This is a genomic window from Erwinia sp. INIA01, from assembly GCF_025947915.1.
GTDB classification, from domain to species: Bacteria; Pseudomonadota; Gammaproteobacteria; order Enterobacterales; family Enterobacteriaceae; genus Erwinia; species Erwinia coffeiphila.
Window position 1 is genome coordinate 420,015 of the sequence record NZ_JAPDNC010000005.1, and the last position, 18,443, is coordinate 438,457.

An 18,443-nucleotide genomic window follows, 5' to 3' on the forward strand; every position below is an offset into this window, starting at 1 on the left:
GGAACCATGCAGATGAACGACGAACACCCGCATCCTGAACCTGATAAGTCCCGGCCCTCCCAGGCACAATCGGAGGACGACATTACCGCACTTGAGCACGAGGCCCGTGCCAGGCGGGAAGCGGCACTCCTCACCACACAGGAGGATGAAGAGAACGACCCGGTACAACCCGCCGTCAACAGACTGAAAAAGCGCAGGCGCGGGAAAGCCACCGCGTTTCTGGCGCTCGCGGCCGTTGCGCTGATTGCACTGGCGTGGGCGGGCAACTGGGTATACCGCAATCTTCTCTGGCAGCCCGGTGAGGAAAAGCGGCAGGATGCCGCGCCACAGCCGAACCGGAGCGATTACCGGCAGCGTACCGATCTGGGGACGCACGATACCGGCCCCGCAGCACCGGAACCGTCGGACAACAGCCCGCGCAGTAAGGCAGTCACCGGGCCGGAGACGCCGCCGGAACTGGATAAAGCCCGTTTTCTGGTTCGCCGGGACAGCTCTGCCGCTGCGGCCCGAAACCCGGCACGGACCCGGCAGCAGGAAATGACGCAGGTATCCTCTGCCGGGCAGTCGTCAGGGACGCCATCCCCTGGCACCGGTCAGCAGCCAGACACCACGTCGTCACAGCCGGAACACTCCCCGTCAGCGGTACGGCGTATTCCTTACAACCCGGATCTGTACGTGCCGGAAAATACCGCCATTCCCTGTTCACTGGATTACCGTTTTGTCTCGGACCGGGCGGGGAAAATCCGCTGCACAGTCGCCAGCGATATCTGGAGCGCCAGCGGCAACACGAGGCTGATTGAAAAAGGGACCATCGCCACGGGCGTTTACCAGACGGGTGCGGAAACCGGGATGACACATGGACAGGGCCGCGCCTTCCTCATCATCACGAAACTGCGTACCCGCCAGCCCCCTTATCTTGATATTCCGCTGGTTGATACCCGCGCTGCCGGAGAACTGGGCGAGGCGGGTGTTGACGGCTGGATCGATTCGCATTTCAGCGAGCGATTCGGGGGCGCATTACTGGTCGGTATGATCCCCGATGTTGCGGCATGGGCTTCCAACAGCGCGGGTCAGAAAGATCGTAATACCGACTACACCGAAAACAGCCGTCAGGCCATGGCAGATATGGCACGAACCACACTGGAAAACAGCATCAATATCCCGCCGACCGTGCACAAAAATCAGGGTGAGATCATCAACCTGGTCACCGGACAGGATATTGATTTTTCCGGCATCTATACGCTGAGGATGAAAAATGACCGCTAAAAACATCTCACTGGACCGCTATAAGCAGCGATTTTTTAGCGATTTTCTGGCGCTTCCCGGACTGACGGAGATCGCCGTCAATCGTCCGGGTGAGCTTTTCACCAAAATTAACGGCGTCTGGGAACAGCACGCTGTTCCGCTGGATTACGAGGGCTGCTACAACTTTGCCAGATGCCTGGCGAAGCATCACGGCGACAATATCGAAGATATCAAGCCGGGGCTGTCCGCCACGCTGGAATCCGGCGAACGCTGTCAGGTCATCGTGCCCCCGGCCTGCGAGCGTGACACGGTGTCCATCACGCTGCGTAAACCCTCACAGGTCCAGATCCCACATCAGGACTATATCGACGCCGGGTTTTATAACCGGGTGACGGGCACGGAAAAAACGCAGACGCACGATGAGGCATTACTGGCCTTATATGACGTAAAAGACATTCCGCGCTTTATGGAGAAATGTGTGGAATACGGTAAAACCATTGCGGTGGCCGGGGAAACCAGTACCGGGAAAACCACCTATATGAAGATGCTGATTGGTTATATCCCCCTTCATCTGCGTATTACGACCATTGAAGATAACCCGGAAATCACCTTCTTTATGCATAAAAACTACGTCCACCTTTTTTATCCGTCGGAATCGGCAGATGAAAAAGGGTCAATTGTGACGCCCGCCAGCCTGCTGCGCTGGAATTACCGCATGAATCCCGACCGCATACTATTAACCGAAGTGCGCGGCGGCGAAGCCTGGGATTTTCTCAAAATAACCGGCTCCGGGCATGAAGGCAGTATGACCTCTGTTCATGCCGGTTCGGCAAGGGAAGCGGTGGACGGGTTTATTACCCGCTGTTATGAAAATCCGCAATGCGCCCGACTCCCTTACACCTTTATGTTGCGCAAGGTACTGGACAGTCTGGACGTTATCGTGAGTATCGACCTGGACGGTCATGTGCGCCGAATGAATGATATTTATTTCCGGCCACTGCACCGCAACGCCTTTTTTGAGGAGATGAAAGCATGATAAAGGTTATCACTATGCTGCTATTCTCGCTGGTACTTTCCGGCTGTTCTTCACCCCCGCCACCGGTTCCTGTTGAATGGAATAAACCGGGCCAGTCAGTCAATACCGGTTTACCGCAGTGGCGTGACAATCCGGTTATTATTCCTTCTCCGGTGGTTAACGATACATGGTTATTATCCATTCACGCACGGAATTTTAATGAGACACGCTGGACGCTCGCCGTATTTTACGCAGTCGCCCACTCTGCGCGTATTGTTGTTGCAGCGCCATCAGGCGCAGATTTCTTTACGGCAAAAAACTGGCTGCGTCAGCATGGCGCAGAAGGCATTATTGCATATCAGCCTGTCTCTGGCTGCCTGACATGCAGCGATACCCATATTTATTTTTCGCATTAAATCCTCCCCCTCACGTCCTGAAATTCATCTTACAGTAAGGTATCCATCATGAAATATTCCGCTATTGCGGCGGCAGTGCTGTGCATTGCTGCCGGGACACCTGTTTATTCGTTTGCTGCCGACCCGTGCGAAATGGTGCTGTGTATGTACGGGAAAGCAACCGGAAACAGTGGAGGAAGCGAATGCCATTCTGCTGAACGAGCCTTTTTTAATATCGTCAAAAAGAACCGGCACGGATTTTTACCCAACCACACACTGAATGCCAGAAAAGCTTTTCTGGGGGAATGCACCGGCGCTGATCCGGTAGCGGTGAACAAAATCCTGTCCAGATTTGGCAGGGTTAGGGGGTAACACAATACCGGATGTTATCTTAATACATTCCGTATGGAGAAATAAAAGTGGATAAAGAAGACCTGTTTATTGCCAACATCCATTCAACGTATCAGGACAGAATTTCGATCATGTGTATCTATGATTCTATGTCGAAAGAAGCCCATCAGGGATGCGGGCTTTATTACGAGATATATGAAAGCCAGTTTATCGGTTTATTGCGACATCATTTATCACAGCTTAATGAATCGGACGCAGAGAAGCTCAGGCGGTATGCCGAAAGTCAGGGAACGAAAATCGATGATGAAACTTACCATACGGCATTAAACGCGGAACGGGAATGCCGGGCTGAAATAGCCCGCGAGCAGATGTGAATCACAGACATTAATAATGTATCGAACGACGCCACAGACTGACAGACGGCGGGTTTCAGGCGTGCTTATTTTGGGCTTCAATTTCGGAGAAATTGTTAAGCCGTAAAATAAGTACGTGGCGCGCGGACAGAAAATTCAATTTCGGAGAAATTGTTAATTTTAAGGCACCGCGCCCACCTGCGAACATTCGCCCAAAGCGAATTAAGCAGGCCGGGGGGAGCCGAATAAATTTCGCCGCCCCAGCGAGCGAAAAGCTGTCGCCCACGACAGCGGTTTATTTGGGGGGCTTGCCCCGCACACCGTCAAGCCAGGTCATATTTCCCGCCCCAGCGGGGAATATGACCGTTCAGGCGCGACCAACCCCTTTAAAGCAGCGTTCCCGTTTTTTGGAGCCTGCGAGAAAAAACAGGCGAAACGCGCGTCTTAAAGGGGTTGGTCGCGCGTAGCGTGCGACGGTGTGCCGCCGTTGACCCTGGGGGTTTTGGCGCGGTGTACAGCCACGACATTACCCCCATGCGACAGACAATAAGGGCGTCCAGCCCGCATGTACTGGTGCACGCCGTTTCGTGCAGGAAAGAATGCTTTCCGGCACATGGCCGCACAGCGGTCACCTTCTTCGTCCCTTAGTTCGCCCCGCCTTTTCGCCCGACACCGTGGGGCGAATTGATGGGGCGATGTTATGGGGCGAATGGCTGACGAAGGAGGCATCATGATTTTAAATAAGCTTGCCGCTTCACTGTCGCCGATAGTGAACGGAATGCTGGCGCTGCTCGCTTTTATGCAACAGCAGCAACTGATGCTGGCGTTATTTGCGGGGCTGACGATGCCGTTTTTTGCGTCGATGAAAAGCGATGAACGGCAGAAAGCTCCGCTCTGGAAAAAGCTGATTATTGCTTTTTCCCTGCTGTGTTTTCTCTCCGGCACACTGGCCCCGATAGTTATCGGGTCCTTTCAGTGGCTGTATAACATCAGGCTCACCAGTGATAATACCGTACTGGCCTGGTCAGTACGGATTGCTTTTACTGTAACCGGGATAATTTTTCATATTATGCTTCGCCGGTTATTCACGCCGGAACTGGACAGGATAAAGAAACGCCTGGTTAAAAAGACAACCCTTGAACGGGAATTGCGCACCGATGTCCGCACCGTAAAGTCCTTGCTGCCGGAAACACTGCATTATGATCCGCTGGATTATATCGACCTGAATAAAGGCATTTTTACTGGCATGGACAGGGAGAACGAGCCAATGTATCTCCCGTTAAAAGACTGGCAGAAACAACACGCGGATATTATCGGCACCACCGGAGCCGGTAAAGGGGTTGCCGCTGGCATTTTGCTTTATCAAAGCATTCTGGCCGGTGAAGGTGTGTTTGTGATGGACCCCAAGGATGATGAATGGGCACCGCATCTTTACCGCAAAGCCTGCGAGGATGCAGGAAAACCCTTTGCCTTAATTGACCTGCGAAAACAGCAGTACCAGTTAAACCTGATTGAATATATTACGCCAGATGAACTGGAAGAACTGTTCGTTGCAGGGTTCAGTCTGGCGGAAAAAGGGCAGGAATCAGATTTTTATCGCATTGATGACCGGAAAGCCGCCCGAATAGCCGCACAATTTGTCACCCATAATACTTCCTCAACCATTCGGGATATTTATAACGGAGACTATGTTCAAAGCATTGCAGATAAGATAAAAGCCTTTTTCGGCAAGATTGAGGAACTGGCCTTACTCAATGCCATTAACTCACCAGAAGGCTTTTCGCTTAAGCACATATTTGATGAGGGCGGCTGCTGTTATGTTGTCGGCTCCATGCGAAACAGCAAAATTATTACCGCCCAGCGCATGCTGTTGGTTCGCCTTTACCAGCTGGCAGAAAAGCGCGATCGAGTAACAGACGTCCCCCGCCCCATTGCTGTTTATCTTTCCGAACTGAAATACCATTTATCCAGGCCAGCGCTGGAAGGTTTAGGTGCGGCGCGGGATAAAGGCGTACACATTATTATGGACCACCAGTCCATTGCCGATTTAAAAGACTGCCCGGCAGATTTGAAAGGTGACGCTGTTGTCGGTGCGGTCGTTGAAAATGCCAAATTCAAACTGGTTTACCGGGTTATGGATCCGGATACGGCGGAATGGGTGGCAAGAATGTCAGGCACTATTCTGGTGGATGACGAACTCCGCAAGGCTAAGACGGATAATATGCTGACGGAAACCATCGACAGTGAGCGCACAATCCGCCAGGCCGAACGTTTCTTTATTGACAGCAATATGATCCTGAACCTGCCCGATTTTGTCAGCTTTATCTTTACGACAAAAACGCTACCTTCTGCTTCACTGATCTCACCGATAAAGGTCAGAAAGCGTCAGCTAAAAATCTTTTCGATTTCACCTGATATTGCCGCAGCGGCAGCCCCGGTGAAGATCATGCTGGATTTTGGCGAGGATGATAAACCAGCCATGCCGGATGTGATGACAACGCACCCCGCTCTTTTATTCGACGAAATCGAAGTAAAACCGGCAAAGCCGAAAGCCGATGATAAAGAACACCTGTTCCCGCTGGATTTTTAAGGAGCGCTTATGCTGATTTCATCATTTCACGAGCGCAAGACGCGTAACAACGAGAAAATTAAACAACTGCTGAACTTCCTGAAAGAAGAAACTTACAGTGATTTTAAAACGCTGATGCTGTTATTTGGTTTCCTGGATCATAAGTCGCTTTATTCTCTACTGGCAAAAACAGAGCAAATGGGGTTAATACAGAAGCATGTGCTTGAATCACGAACAATGAAGATTTCATTATGGGGGATCACCAGCGACGGGCTGGCGGTGGTGCTAACCCCGAATGATAAAATCTTTCCCGCGAGGTTCGAACCGTCCAGAATTACCGGCTGGACGCTGGAGCATCATCTTGATAATCAGGCCGCCAGGCTTATTCTGGAGAAGAAAGGCGCTTCGGGATGGATTAATGGCGACCGTGCTACCTTTATCAGCCAGTATCAGGTGAAACATCGCCCGGACGGGTTACTGACCCTGCCTGACGGCAACCTGATCGCCGTTGAAACCGAACGCCGACTGAAAACCCGAGCCCGCTATCAGGCGATTATGGCCAGCCACCTGCTGGCCCGTACCCGCAAACAGTGGATTTATGTTTTTTATGTCATGCCTGACCCACAGAAAAAACGTGCGCTTGAACTGCTGTTTGACAGCATCAGTCATGTCATCATCAACCATCAGCACGTCCCGCTGGAAGAACGCCACCGTCGGGTGTTTCGCATTTATACCTTTGATGAGCTGAAGCGCCTGTCATTAGGCAGCTATACGTAAGTTTTTACTCAGGCCATCGAGATGGCCTCACCGGCCTGGCAGCAATACCGCCAGGCCGAACTATTTTTTATTCCACTGCGAGGCGCAGACTGTCCGATACTCGCTGTGCTGCGTTCCGCCTCAGTCTGCGCCTTGCAGCGTTGCCGGTAAAAACCATGTAACCACATTCCCTTGCGGTTATCCGGCTCCGGCCTCAGAGTTTATTCATCAGGTAACGATGTGCTTTAGAGGCAGCGCTGGCCGCTTTGAAAATATAACGCTTGTCGTTTTTCAGCGCGATCAGCCAGGAAGCAATATAGCTTTCATGTTGCACCTCTCCCTCAATCCCCAGGTCCGCCATCAGAAAGGCACTTCCCAGCTCCGCGACAAGTTCTTCCTCTGCATAATCCGCACTGCCAAACCTCCCTTTCATTTCACGGTTCAGGCGTTTTTTACCCCCACTCCAGTGGACAAGTTCATGCAGGCCGGTAGCGTAGAAGTTAGCCGCATCCGAAAACAGATAGCGCTCCGGTAACCAGACTTCATCGGAGGATGGACTGAAAAAGGCGTTTTGTCCTTTCTCAATGATGTTTGCGCCACTCTTCCGTAACAGATTTTCAGCCTGCGGCACCGGGTCAAAGGTTGCTTCCGGGCTGACGGTTTCCGTTGTCAGGGCCAGGCCGTCGATTTGCTGAACGTTAAACACGGTGAAGGTTTTCAGCATCGGGATATGCTCAATGTCTCCGGCGGCGTTTTCCTTCTCCAGCGTGGTGTAGAAAATGGCTGTTGTGCCATGTTGACCCTCGCGAACCTGTCCACCTGCTGCCTGAGCCTGTTTGTAGGTCATCCAGCGTGAATCGCTGAACCCCTGTTTTGACGCACTGCACCACAGCAACATGATATTCATGCCACTGTAGGCTACACGGGTAGCGTAATTGGATGGCAGACCAGACACGCCTGATACACGCTGCCACGGGCAGGACCAGGGTTTAACACCGGCTTCCAGCGCTGCAATGATGTTGTCGGTAACGGTCTGATAAATATCCTTTCTGGTTTTAGAAAATTTCGTTTTTGAGGAGCCTGACGGGTCCAGCGGGGATACGCTGGTCGCCGCTGCGGTGTTAGAGGCGCTTGTCCGGGTTGTATGCAGGGAAATAGCCATGATTTTTTCTCCGTCAGTGTGTGATTTTCGTCTTCGTATCGCCTGACGGTTCGCTTTCCCGGCATCGTTCTGCCCTGCAAGGGCGCAGCATGCGTGCCATTTACCCTTGCAGGACGGGTTGTGTTGGGAAACGATTAACCGGAAGCAGATATGAAGAACGGAAAGCGCACGGGAGAAAAAACCTGCCCCTGCATAGCCGGGCATAGCGCCCCTTACTCCGCAGCGGTGAAAATAGATTGGTGGTAATGAGTCGGGAATTGGCATTAACAGGAGGTTCTTGTTGATGCTAGCATGTTTTCCTGCCGGGCGAGGCGATCCTGCTAACCGGGGGCGGTTTGTTCTTAAATTGCCTCGTTCCGGCATCAATCACAGCCGAGCCAAAGCTGTCTGCTTGTTGAACAACGCGAACAGTTTATCTACCACCACCCAGACCGAGGTGAGAAACCTCTTGAAACAGGTCACAGCGCCGTAACCGGGGTATCATATTCCCCGACCATAAGTGCATAGGTTTCACCGCGAGAACACAATTGATATAACTCTAAACGTCGCAATACGACCACCCTCTCTACAAAGTACTGAATGGCGAGCGCTGCGTGCCATCTCGCCAGATACCAAGTTATGAAAGATTTAGGCCGAAAGCAGTAGTTCGTCTCGAAACATAGATAACACTTGAAAAGCTAAAAGTGTGACTATGCTAGCACAGCAGAAAAGAAGGCTTAATTATCGAATCAAAAACTTTCTTGTTACTGATATATGCTGTGTTATCCAGGTGTATAATAAACAACCCCAACCCGAATAGCATTTCCGTTGTAAAGTTATGAAGTTCATTGATAATTCTATTGCATTGAAGTTTATTTATTAACTCAAAGTATTACTATCAACCTGGCGGAAGATTAAAAACCATATTTAAAATACGACTCTATGCTCAAGAAACCAAATAGAAAGCGTGATTAGCTCGCCCATTTCCCCTCCCATGAGATATACATAAAATTAATAAAGTGGAGTTCTGATATTAAACAAACCGGTTATCAACTGAATTGCAGGCTCGAAAATACTCGCAATATACTGATTTTGTCCATAAAACAAACCCCATACAATCCCAGAAGCAGCCAGATAACCTATAAAACCCCATATGCAATTTTTTAAAGCGAATGTAAGTGCACTGGAGAAACTGCGTTGTTTTATGTAACCAAAAGTTGCATACAACAACATTACAGACACCGTTACAAACCCTATAATGGATGAAAAAATAGCGATCTGTTCTAAAAAGTATAAAATTGATTTACTAAAGTATTCAAACTTTCCCGCAGAAAAAAGAATAGAAACAAGAGAGCTTAAAATTCTATCGTATAAGCCATCAAAATGGCTCATAAAATAATATGAATTTTCAGCTGCACGTGATGCGAAATAAACATTAAATAGCGTCGGTACAATATATAAACAATCAAAAAAACGATTAGTAAAGCCTCTAGCCCATAGGGTAAAAACAATACCAACAACACAAAAGTAAGGAGCAATACGTGAAAAATTATACAAAAAATAATTGACAAAAGAGCCGCAATATGGAAGTAGTAAAATAATAATCCCACCCAGACACAAACTTAGATTCCTAAATTCACCTTGAGCATCTTTCATAACGATATTGAATTCGTTATGCTCGATACTATTCCCGTCGCCTTTAATAGTATGTGATTTGTTTTTTATAGTTAGATTTAACTTTATAACTTTAAAGGTAACAGCAAAGCTAACCGTAATAGTTACTGCTAAGGAAATAATGGATTCAACGCTAAATATATTGTCAAACATAAGTTTTCGCCTTGAGGATTAAAATACTTAATATACAAACGCTGCTTACCAAAAATATTTCATCTATAGGTTGATTACAATATATCACTAGAGTAAAAGATCCAACCAAGTATCTGATGATGAGGTAAATCATTTCCTACCTACAATAATGCAGAAAAATAGGCATGGCATAGTTCCACTTTAATGCGATTATAAATTACGCATCACATTAAAATATTGTCCAAAATGTCTATCTTTTTATCCGCGTCACAAACAGCCACAATCTGTATTTCAGGCCAAAATAAATTAATACTTCACCATTATATTTACACCCAAAATACTCGTCCTTTTTTTAGCCAAAAATGAGATTTACAGCCGTCTTTAAGCCATACAGACGGATGCAGCGTGAGTAACTTATTATTATCTAAAGAGTAATCCCATCGAGGGCTGGCTTCATCTATAACAAGTAGTTCAATAGTACGACAACATCCACAAGGGCACCTGAATCCGATGCACCAGTCTTCATCCCCATCTCTGGCAAGAATAATTGAACGTAAAGGCATCTTTGTGGGTAATGAGTCTCCATTGATAATTTTTAGACGCCGTGGCGGAAGCCACGGTTCCAGTTTACATAAGACATAGTAGAACAGCCTGTCGAAAATAGACATTATTTCCCTCCCAGTTCCGGGATCCCCAAAAGAGGCTCTTCACATCCGACTGCAAGCCGTGGATTCAGCGCCTTCTCTATATCACTTTCATCGATATAGTCTTCTTCAGCACCTGAAAGACTGAACATAGTACGGGCAAATCTCTTATTAGGATATTCGCGAAAAGGGAAACACCTTGCGATAAATTCTGACACACAAGCCGATGCCGCTCGCATATTCAGGGTGATTACTGATGGCGCCTCTTCCTGAACCCCCGTGATGTAACCTCTCCCGACCTGATCTTCATAATCCTTCGCGCTCAGGTTTTCCCGGTATATAAGCTCAGGTGTATACACATGACGATCAGATAAAGTAGAACCACCGGGTTTTACATAATCGATCCGGCCCGTCACGTCCGTGATTTTTCGCCCATCGTCAGGATCAACATGAGTCGGAATTTTCACCCCTACATCAAGCAATGGGATTAAAAAAGCAGAAGCAATACGATCTGCAATCATTCGGGCATGGTAGGTATCAACGCAGCAAAAGATTATATCTGCGTTTGCTGCAGCAAGAACGGCCTCCCGCGAGAAAATAGTATTGTGAATGGGCCGGGCAATATCGCACCCTCGAATACGCTTAATAACTTCCGCGAACATGTCTACCTTTGGTCGGCAGACCATCGCATCTTCAAGGGTCGAGTTCAGGATCCGGTTCAGATTTTTCTTTTCTATATGATCATGATCAATCAAAAGAATTTCGCCAAAGCCCAGCCTTGCTACCTGCTCGGCCACAATCGACCCTGTACCGGATACCCCAATGACAGCTGCGGTGAGCTTGTTAAAAGTGTCCGTCATCCCCGATGTAAAAGCCATTGCAGACAGCCGTGGCTCAGTGAGCCCGTCCCACCAGTAGTGAATATTATCACCCGCGACGGTTACCAGTTCCACATTCTCAGAGTACTTCCCCTCCCGGTAGAAACGTGCACGCATATTCCCGTCAGGAATCATAATTGCCGAACCATGAATGGCATTAACACCCTGAAAAAGTGACGCCATAGTCTGCACATCACTTGCATCATCCATATCAGAGAAAGCCAGGAAACCACCAGGATGCGAATGGACGAGTATAATTGACATCGATTTTTCTTCTGCAGTATCAATGGCCTTCTCCAGATAGCTACCCGGCCAGGAAATAAAATCGATCGTCCTGGATTTACACTCTTCATATGGAACAAGAATGAGCTTCTTAGCCAGGAGCTTCAGACGAGTACCGTCGTAACGATTACAGACCAGAATTGCAGCAGCCTCTTTTCCGTCTCCCGGGAACAGATGTTTCCAGAGTGAGGCATGAAGCTCCTGCGTCAATATCAGGCGACTCCCGGTGCTCATTGTCCGGCCTCCTTTTGAAGACAACCATCCGCCATCGCCAGTTGAGAGACGACGGAATCTGTTTCAGGATCCCATGAGCGATGGCGGGACCATCGCTGATACGCGACACTATCAATAGCCGCCGTAGCTTCCGTCGCTGGAATGTTGACGCCATTGACCCGCGACAGTGGCGGATGTACGTAAAACATATCCAGCATGTTTACGGGATAACCGGAGGTAATCAACAGAGCCAGTTTAATCTTATGATGGTTATACCCTTCCGGTAGTTCATAATCGTGGATAATCAGCCAGCGAGCATTGCCGTTCAGGCAGGTTTCCCAGGAATATCCCATTCCATCTAGATATTGCTCATCTGTAGGTAGCAAACTGAACTCACGACGGGTTACCCCGGATGCTTCGCCATTATTCACATCTTTCGGCGTAAGTCGCAGCTTCTCAATGCCAGGTGTACGCAAATCAATGACGTCATCAATATTCTTCTCAACCTTAGGCTGTCCTTCGACTTTGAGGAAAATATGCCATGCCTGACCGGGATTCAGCCCTGCACGGATAACAGCGTCACGGATTACAATAGTCGGGGTATCAAAAGTAAATTCCTTACCCTGAACATTCAGTTTCCATGATGCCTTCCTGCTAATGAAGCGCTCAATACCATCCCCATCCAGATCGATAAACTGGTCATTCTGGATTTCGAGATCAGCTTCGTCTTCACGCTCCAGTAACAGTTTTTTATTATCATCAACATTGCCAAGTTTACGGACAACATAGCCGGTAATTAAACGACATGGCCACTCCATACGAGTGCCATCAATAGTAAACAAATAGGTACGGTCTGACTCGACAATGATAAAACGGCGAACCTCAGAGCCAAGATCCACAACTTCATCGGGACGGATGTCCTCCAGAGAGCCATCAGAAAGCAACATCAGCACTACAGGTAGCTGATCAGGTTTAAACCCTGATGCAGCTGAAATCTGCGCACCGGTAGGCGTGTTATCCCCCACGGTTACCTGACGGTAAGCGAGGCTCTCGTCCGCCACCTCAATGATACGATGGTGGGGATGTTGTGATTGCAGGTCGTTCATAAGTACCTCCGGTATTTTATACAGTGGCATTGCCGCCAAATCTCATTAAATAAAGCTGTTTAACCAGAGGGCAATAAAAATCGTTGCCCATGAAAGTGACTATACACCACCTAATCTGGTTAAATCAACCTGTTTAATCAGAGATTCCGGGGCCGGTGTAGATAAACTCAATACCACCTGTTGGTGATGATACCTCTGACCGCATAATAAGTCCCTCACTTACAAGCTTTTTGAGCCTTGTACTCGCATTCTGTACAGAGATATTGAGGGCTTTAGCAACATTGGCGGTACTGGCTCCATCCCGGCTTAACACGACATCGAGCAATGCCTTTGTCGAACTTTTTGCTTCAGGACCAATGATACGCACTTCCTTATCAAGCATCACAATCAAAGACTGCTGCTTTGCTATTGCCGCATAGTCCCAGTTATCAATGAGATCTACAGAACTGACATCTGTGATAAAGAAGTACTTTTCGCCACAAAGCTGTTTTGCAAGTGCAATTACACTTTCCCGCGGAAAGGAAGAATCGGTAGCGATGATACCTTCAAGAGAAATTTCAAATGCCTTGCAACTAGGATGTGAGTCAACAACTCTTTGAAGTCGCTTAAACACTTCCCGTCCCAAAACATTTCCGAATGGGTGGTCATTGTTTTCAGTGAGTTCCAGCAGTTTGACTTTCATACAAACCTGCTTCTTATGGTTAATTTAAGGAGATGACACTAATCATAGCCTAAGAAAAAAATCAAAGCAAACTTGGGTACCTTTGATCAACGCCAGCCCTTTTTTTCCTATAATGTCGGTGAGTTCACCGTCTTTATATATGATTCTCAACTCGAAGTTTGGCTGTCGAACCAGCACAACTGCATCATATCTGGCGGCCAACTCTTGAGACCGTTTCAATCCCAGTCCGCGAGCTGCCTCATCAGGCGCGGAGCCAAACTGACTCAACCCACCTTTTTTTAGTGCACGCTTAACCAAAAATATGTCAGGATCTTCGGATAAAGATTCAATTTCCTTAAAAATTTCAGGGTAATATGTTTTAAGGTTTCGTTTCAAAGTTGTTGCTATGCCTAAACCACTATCTGAAATTACAGTCTGGATATGACGTCGCTTCCCCTTGTACAACTGCAACGCCGCGAACCCAGGAATAGGAGTCTCGCTATGATCTCGTACATTACCAATGAGCTCAGAAAAAATTGTAAACACAGCCATGTAATATTCTTGGCCAGCATGGAGCGCGAATTGTTTAGTCAGTTTTACCGGAATTGAATCATCGAAATCATCCAGGTTAATGGATGCTATCTCAACCAGATTGTCATTATTTCCCCGGTAGCGTTTTGCCCTGGATTCCGTTGGCCTCTCTGGCTGAACCCTTACATCCGGATGTAAATGGTCAAAAAAACCCAACCGGTCCAAAAAGTCTTTCGTCGATGGACATTTACTGAAATCCAGTTCGATCGCCTTCCCCAAAAAAGCAGCCTGATTTGACAGAGCAATCACTCTCGCACCAGCTGCCAATAAAATCCTGCAATTCTCCGGAAAGCATATCCTGCACCTGTTTGCTGAAGCGCCCAATAGGCAGCCTGCAGCCGATAAGTTAGCTTCAAAAATGTCTTCATCGATCCAGGCGTCAGCATCCAAAACCAACACATATTCATCTTCTACATACCATTTCCATTCGACCTGTTTGAGGCCCTCTAGATTGCTGTATAAAAATGAATTCAGGGCAGATTTATCAGGATACCCAAGCTTTTTGGCTATTTGCTTACCTGTCAGTCCAGGAAATTCACGAAGTAGCTCTTTGATTTTCTCTATATCGAACAACACCCGGCAGCATCCTTAAAGAGAGGGAGTTAGTAAATGTTACATAACATTGCACGACCCATTGACTGATTCGTTTCGCATAGCAGAACACATTATGTTAAAAACATGTTATACCGCTAACAGTAACTTTCAGTCTTTTTAGCAACGCGTAGCGACACTGATACAGATAACTAGCGGTCGACGCGCTGGCCTCATGCGCGATTATCATCCCCTCCCTCCGTTGCTTTATCAATAATGTTTTCTAACTGAAACCCACTCAATTTACCACTGTCAACAGCCAGTATTCTGAAAGAATATTTTCTAAGAGGCACACAGAGTGATCAGTCCAGGAAAAACATCCCCCCATGCCGCTCATGGGCACCTCTCTTTAAGCCACCTATAGGGCAGGATCGTCTACCGGGGTGGGGTCAGTCCAAAAACCCTGTGTGACTTTCTGCTACACGCATCTCTATTGCCGATATCATTCTGAACGAATGCCAGCACTGATATCTGGATAAAAAGATAAATCGGACCCTGACATTGAAATGAAAATCATTATCATATAGATTGTATGCCTAAATTTTCCTTAACTTACCCTCCTCTGGCGGTTAGAGCGACATGTCATCTCTTGGTTTTAGTTCAGCTGACAATGCTATATTGCTGTTTTCAGAACATAATAACTGGCTTCAAAAGTTGCTCAGACGACGCCTTGGGAATGCCAGCGACGCCGCAGATCTCGCACAAGACGTATTCCTGCGCCTGCTGATAAAACCGCGAAACTTTGACACTCTTGCCGGCGCGCGCGCCTACCTTGCCTCGATGGCTCATGGCATGTGTATCGACCTGTGGCGAAGAAAAGAAATTGAGCGCGTCTGGCTGGAAACTTTAGCGGCGCAACCGCAGCCCACCGAGGTTTCCGCGGAACACAGCGCGATCGTTCTTGAATCCCTGTTTCAGGTAGATGCCATGCTGCAGGCGCTGCCGGAGAAAGTCCGCGCGGCGTTTTTGATGTCACAGATCGGTGGCCTGACTTACGCAAGCATCGCCGCCGAACTCGCCGTCTCCGAGCGCATGGTGAAGAAATATATGGCTCAGGCCATGCTCCACTGCCTGAGCCTTGAAATCGAATATCTCGATGCATTACCCCCCGCCGCGGTCAGATACGATGAGCAATAAACCCGGCTTCGCCGCGTTGCAGCAGGCGGCAAACTGGTACGCCGAAGTCCAGGACATCTCGTCGCCGCAGACATATCCCGCCGCACTGCAACGCTGGCTTGACGAGAATCAGGAGAATCAGCTGGCGTGGCAGTACGTGCTGAACATCAGCCAGCGCTTTTCGCCGCTGCGGGAAAACGGTGAGCGACAAGCGGCGGCGTTCACCGCGCTGACCCAGCGAACGCACAACTCCGGGCGGCGCCAGGTGCTGAAAATGGCGGCCTGGATTTCCGTCGGCACCCTGCTCGCCTGGGGTAGCTGGCGTCATACACCGCTGCGCAATCTGGTACTGGCGTGGCACGCCGATTATCACACCCCCCACGGTGAAATAACGTCGTTCACGCTGGCTGATGGTTCGCGGATCTGGCTTGACACCGACAGCGCGCTGAACGTCGATTACTCCCCGACGCAGCGCGCGCTGCAGTTGCTGAACGGTCGGATGATGATCGAAACCGCCGCCGATCAGCATCGCCCGCTGACCGTCGCCACCGTGCAGGGCAAAATGCGCGCCCTCGGCACGCGTTTCAGCGTGCAGGCGCTCGGCGATACCACCGTGCTGCAGGTGTATCAGGGGGCGGTGGAAGTCTCCCCGGCGGCCGTCAGCGACGCGTCGATCGTGCAGGCCGGTCAGGCGATGACCTTCCGTCAGGATTCCTTTGGCCCGATGTCGCCGCTGCGTAATGCGCAGCCTGCCTGGCCTCGCGGGTTGCTACAGGCCGATAATCTCCCCCTCGGTGAGTTTATCGAACGGCTGTCGGCCTATCGCCGCGGCTATCTGGGATGCGATCCGGCCGTGTCAGCGCTGACCGTCACCGGTACGTTCCCGCTGCATGATACCGATATGGCGCTGGACATGCTCACCAACGCGCTGCCCGTGCAGCTCAACCGCCGCTTCTCCTGGTGGCTGACGGTCGCCCCGCGCGATAAATAACAAATAAATTCGCCTCATCGGTTCCCCTTTACGGGCCCTCATCCGATTAACCCTATGCAGCACTTTTACTTTTGGGAATTATCAGGGGAATCTATGTCATCATCACCACGCACCAGCCCGCCGCGGATTTTCCGTCGTACGCCGACGGCCGCCCTCCTGCGCATGATGTTTTGTGCGCCGCTACTGACCTTTGCCGCTGCGCAGGCCGCCGAAACGGCGACGGATAAGCACGTCTATGCGATCCCGGCCGCGCCGCTGGCGACTCAGCTGAATCAGTTTGCCGCGCAGTCGGGCATTTATCTGGCGAGCGATGCGCGGCTGACGGCCGGTAAATCCTCTCCGGCGCTCAACGGCACCTACACCCTTGCCGAAGGCTTCTCCCGGCTGTTGACCGATCGCGGGCTGCTGGCAGAACGTCAGCCCAACGGCAGCTACACCCTGAAAAAGATCCCTGAAGGGGACGAAATGGTGGTGATCGGTGATGTTAACTACGGCTCGATGACTGAAGACACCGGCTCTTACACCACCCGCAGCATGTCGGCGGCGACCCGCCTGAATCTCTCCCCACGGGAGACGCCGCAGTCGGTCAGCGTGGTCACCCGCCAGCGGATGAACGATCAGAATATGACCTCGCTGGACGACGCGATGCGTCAGGTCACGGGCGTGAACGTCATCAACGAAAGCTCCTACCAGACTCGTTACCAGTCGCGCGGCTTCACGATGGATAACCTTCAGGAAGACGGTATCAGCTCCTCGTTTCAAAACAGCCTCGCCGGAATGGGTTATGCCGAAGCCTCCACCGAATCGCCGGATCTGGCCATTTACGACCATCTGGAAGTTCTGCGCGGCGCGTCAGGCCTGACCCAGGGCAGCGGCGAACCGGGGGGAACGGTGAATATGGTGCGCAAGCGTCCGACCTATGATTTTCGCTCTTCCGTCAGCGCCAGCGCCGGCAGCTGGGATAACTACCGCGGCGAAATGGACGTCTCCGGGCCGCTGAATGACGATGCCTCGCTGCGCGGCCGCGCGGTTGGCGTACTGCAAAAGAGAGACAGCTTTACCGATTACGTGCACAGCGATCGCCAGGTGCTGTTCGGTACTCTCGCCTATGATTTGACGTCGCAGACCACGCTGACCACCGGTCTCTCCTGGCAAAAAACCGATACGGTGCCCAATCTTTACGGCGTGCCGATGTCCACCAACTACTCCAGCCTGGGTCTGCCCCGCTCGACCTTCCTGGGGGCCAGCTGGAATAACATCACCTTCGAGAAAACTAACGCCTACGCCGAACTCGAACACTATTTTGATAACGAATGGGTCGCCAAAAGCTCGCTGAACTACACGACCGCCAGCGCCGAGGGCAAATTCATCGGCGTTTACGGCAACGGCACTCAGGGCGTGGATGATTCAGGCAGCGCGAAGCTCAACAACTACCTGCAACGACACAACCGCAGCAGCCAGTACGGCGTGAACATCAACCTGAGCGGGCCGTTCGAGCTGCTGGATCGCGACCACCAGCTGGTATTCGGCGGTGATTATCAGAAGGAGAACTTCAATAATTTATTTGGTTCGCTGAGCAATACCAGCGCGGTAAATATCTACAGCTGGGACCCTGAAAGCCTCTCTGAACCCGACTGGGATTACACCCGCAGCTATCAGTACTGATCTTACCCACGTAATGTGGACACGTCCCTAAGCGAGGGTCTGGTTTTCGAACTGTTCCGGGCTGAGGCCGCCGC

General features: G+C 50.0%; 17 protein-coding genes. 10 read left to right on the plus strand and 7 right to left on the minus strand.

The genetic code is table 11. From position 1 onward, the window contains the following. Positions 1–12: 12 nt before the first annotated feature. The 7 genes from virB10 to mobC all read left to right on the plus strand — a co-directional run bounded on the left by virB10 (position 13) and on the right by mobC (position 6,705). On the plus strand, positions 13–1,266 hold the full coding sequence (gene virB10 / locus OMR58_RS11900; RefSeq protein ID WP_264546027.1) for a VirB10/TraB/TrbI family type IV secretion system protein: 1,254 nt from the start codon (positions 13–15) through the stop codon (positions 1,264–1,266). Beyond that, positions 1,256–2,281 (plus strand): P-type DNA transfer ATPase VirB11, encoded by a 1,026-nt coding sequence (gene virB11 / locus OMR58_RS11905; RefSeq protein ID WP_264546028.1) that lies wholly within the window; start codon positions 1,256–1,258, stop codon positions 2,279–2,281. The genes virB10 and virB11 overlap by 11 nt, the downstream gene beginning before the upstream one ends. After that, entirely contained in the window at positions 2,278–2,676 is a 399-nt protein-coding gene (locus OMR58_RS11910) for a cag pathogenicity island Cag12 family protein (protein ID WP_264546029.1), read from the plus strand. The genes virB11 and OMR58_RS11910 overlap by 4 nt, the downstream gene beginning before the upstream one ends. A 48-nt stretch (positions 2,677–2,724) precedes the next feature. After that, positions 2,725–3,027: a TrbM/KikA/MpfK family conjugal transfer protein gene (locus OMR58_RS11915; RefSeq protein WP_264546030.1), complete on the plus strand. Its 303-nt coding sequence runs from the start codon at positions 2,725–2,727 to the stop codon at positions 3,025–3,027. 47 nt (positions 3,028–3,074) lie between these two features. Then, positions 3,075–3,380, plus strand: coding sequence for a dpoa decarboxylase (locus OMR58_RS11920; RefSeq protein ID WP_264546031.1), 306 nt, complete (start codon positions 3,075–3,077; stop codon positions 3,378–3,380). A gap of 709 nt (positions 3,381–4,089) precedes the next feature. Next, positions 4,090–5,949, plus strand: a complete 1,860-nt coding sequence (locus tag OMR58_RS11925; protein WP_264546032.1) for a type IV secretory system conjugative DNA transfer family protein — start codon at positions 4,090–4,092, stop codon at positions 5,947–5,949. A gap of 9 nt (positions 5,950–5,958) precedes the next feature. Further along, positions 5,959–6,705, plus strand: coding sequence for a MobC family replication-relaxation protein (gene mobC / locus OMR58_RS11930; RefSeq protein ID WP_264546033.1), 747 nt, complete (start codon positions 5,959–5,961; stop codon positions 6,703–6,705). A 193-nt stretch (positions 6,706–6,898) separates the two neighbouring features. On the opposite strand, the gene OMR58_RS11935 is transcribed toward mobC, so the two are convergent. The 7 genes from OMR58_RS11935 to OMR58_RS11965 form a co-directional block, all read right to left on the minus strand. Further along, positions 6,899–7,846: an ArdC family protein gene (locus OMR58_RS11935; protein WP_264546034.1), complete on the minus strand. Its 948-nt coding sequence runs from the start codon at positions 7,844–7,846 to the stop codon at positions 6,899–6,901. 990 nt (positions 7,847–8,836) lie between these two features. Further along, positions 8,837–9,652 carry a hypothetical protein gene (locus OMR58_RS11940; RefSeq protein WP_146221375.1) on the minus strand — a complete coding sequence of 272 codons (816 nt, stop codon included), beginning with the start codon at positions 9,650–9,652 and terminating at the stop codon, positions 8,837–8,839. Between the two features lie 305 nt (positions 9,653–9,957). Beyond that, positions 9,958–10,299, minus strand: coding sequence for a DUF6527 family protein (locus OMR58_RS11945; RefSeq protein WP_110662943.1), 342 nt, complete (start codon positions 10,297–10,299; stop codon positions 9,958–9,960). Continuing rightward, on the minus strand, positions 10,299–11,669 hold the full coding sequence (locus OMR58_RS11950) for a ThiF family adenylyltransferase (protein WP_264546035.1): 1,371 nt from the start codon (positions 11,667–11,669) through the stop codon (positions 10,299–10,301). Before OMR58_RS11950 ends, OMR58_RS11945 begins: the two co-directional genes overlap by 1 nt. After that, positions 11,666–12,754, minus strand: coding sequence for a multiubiquitin domain-containing protein (locus OMR58_RS11955; RefSeq protein ID WP_110663010.1), 1,089 nt, complete (start codon positions 12,752–12,754; stop codon positions 11,666–11,668). Before OMR58_RS11955 ends, OMR58_RS11950 begins: the two co-directional genes overlap by 4 nt. Before the next feature lie 133 nt (positions 12,755–12,887). Beyond that, on the minus strand, positions 12,888–13,436 hold the full coding sequence (locus tag OMR58_RS11960; RefSeq protein ID WP_110662939.1) for a winged helix-turn-helix domain-containing protein: 549 nt from the start codon (positions 13,434–13,436) through the stop codon (positions 12,888–12,890). 42 nt (positions 13,437–13,478) lie between these two features. After that, positions 13,479–14,582 carry a hypothetical protein gene (locus OMR58_RS11965; RefSeq protein WP_110662937.1) on the minus strand — a complete coding sequence of 368 codons (1,104 nt, stop codon included), beginning with the start codon at positions 14,580–14,582 and terminating at the stop codon, positions 13,479–13,481. Positions 14,583–15,176: 594 nt separating this feature from the next. Between OMR58_RS11965 and OMR58_RS11970 the strand changes: the two genes are divergently transcribed. The 3 genes from OMR58_RS11970 (at position 15,177) to OMR58_RS11980 (ending at position 18,369) form a co-directional block, all read left to right on the plus strand. Continuing rightward, positions 15,177–15,734 carry a sigma-70 family RNA polymerase sigma factor gene (locus OMR58_RS11970; protein WP_264546036.1) on the plus strand — a complete coding sequence of 186 codons (558 nt, stop codon included), beginning with the start codon at positions 15,177–15,179 and terminating at the stop codon, positions 15,732–15,734. After that, positions 15,724–16,704 (plus strand): FecR domain-containing protein, encoded by a 981-nt coding sequence (locus OMR58_RS11975; protein WP_264546037.1) that lies wholly within the window; start codon positions 15,724–15,726, stop codon positions 16,702–16,704. The genes OMR58_RS11970 and OMR58_RS11975 overlap by 11 nt, the downstream gene beginning before the upstream one ends. 93 nt (positions 16,705–16,797) lie before the next feature. Continuing rightward, positions 16,798–18,369 (plus strand): TonB-dependent siderophore receptor, encoded by a 1,572-nt coding sequence (locus OMR58_RS11980; RefSeq protein ID WP_264546038.1) that lies wholly within the window; start codon positions 16,798–16,800, stop codon positions 18,367–18,369. Positions 18,370–18,443 lie beyond the last annotated feature (74 nt).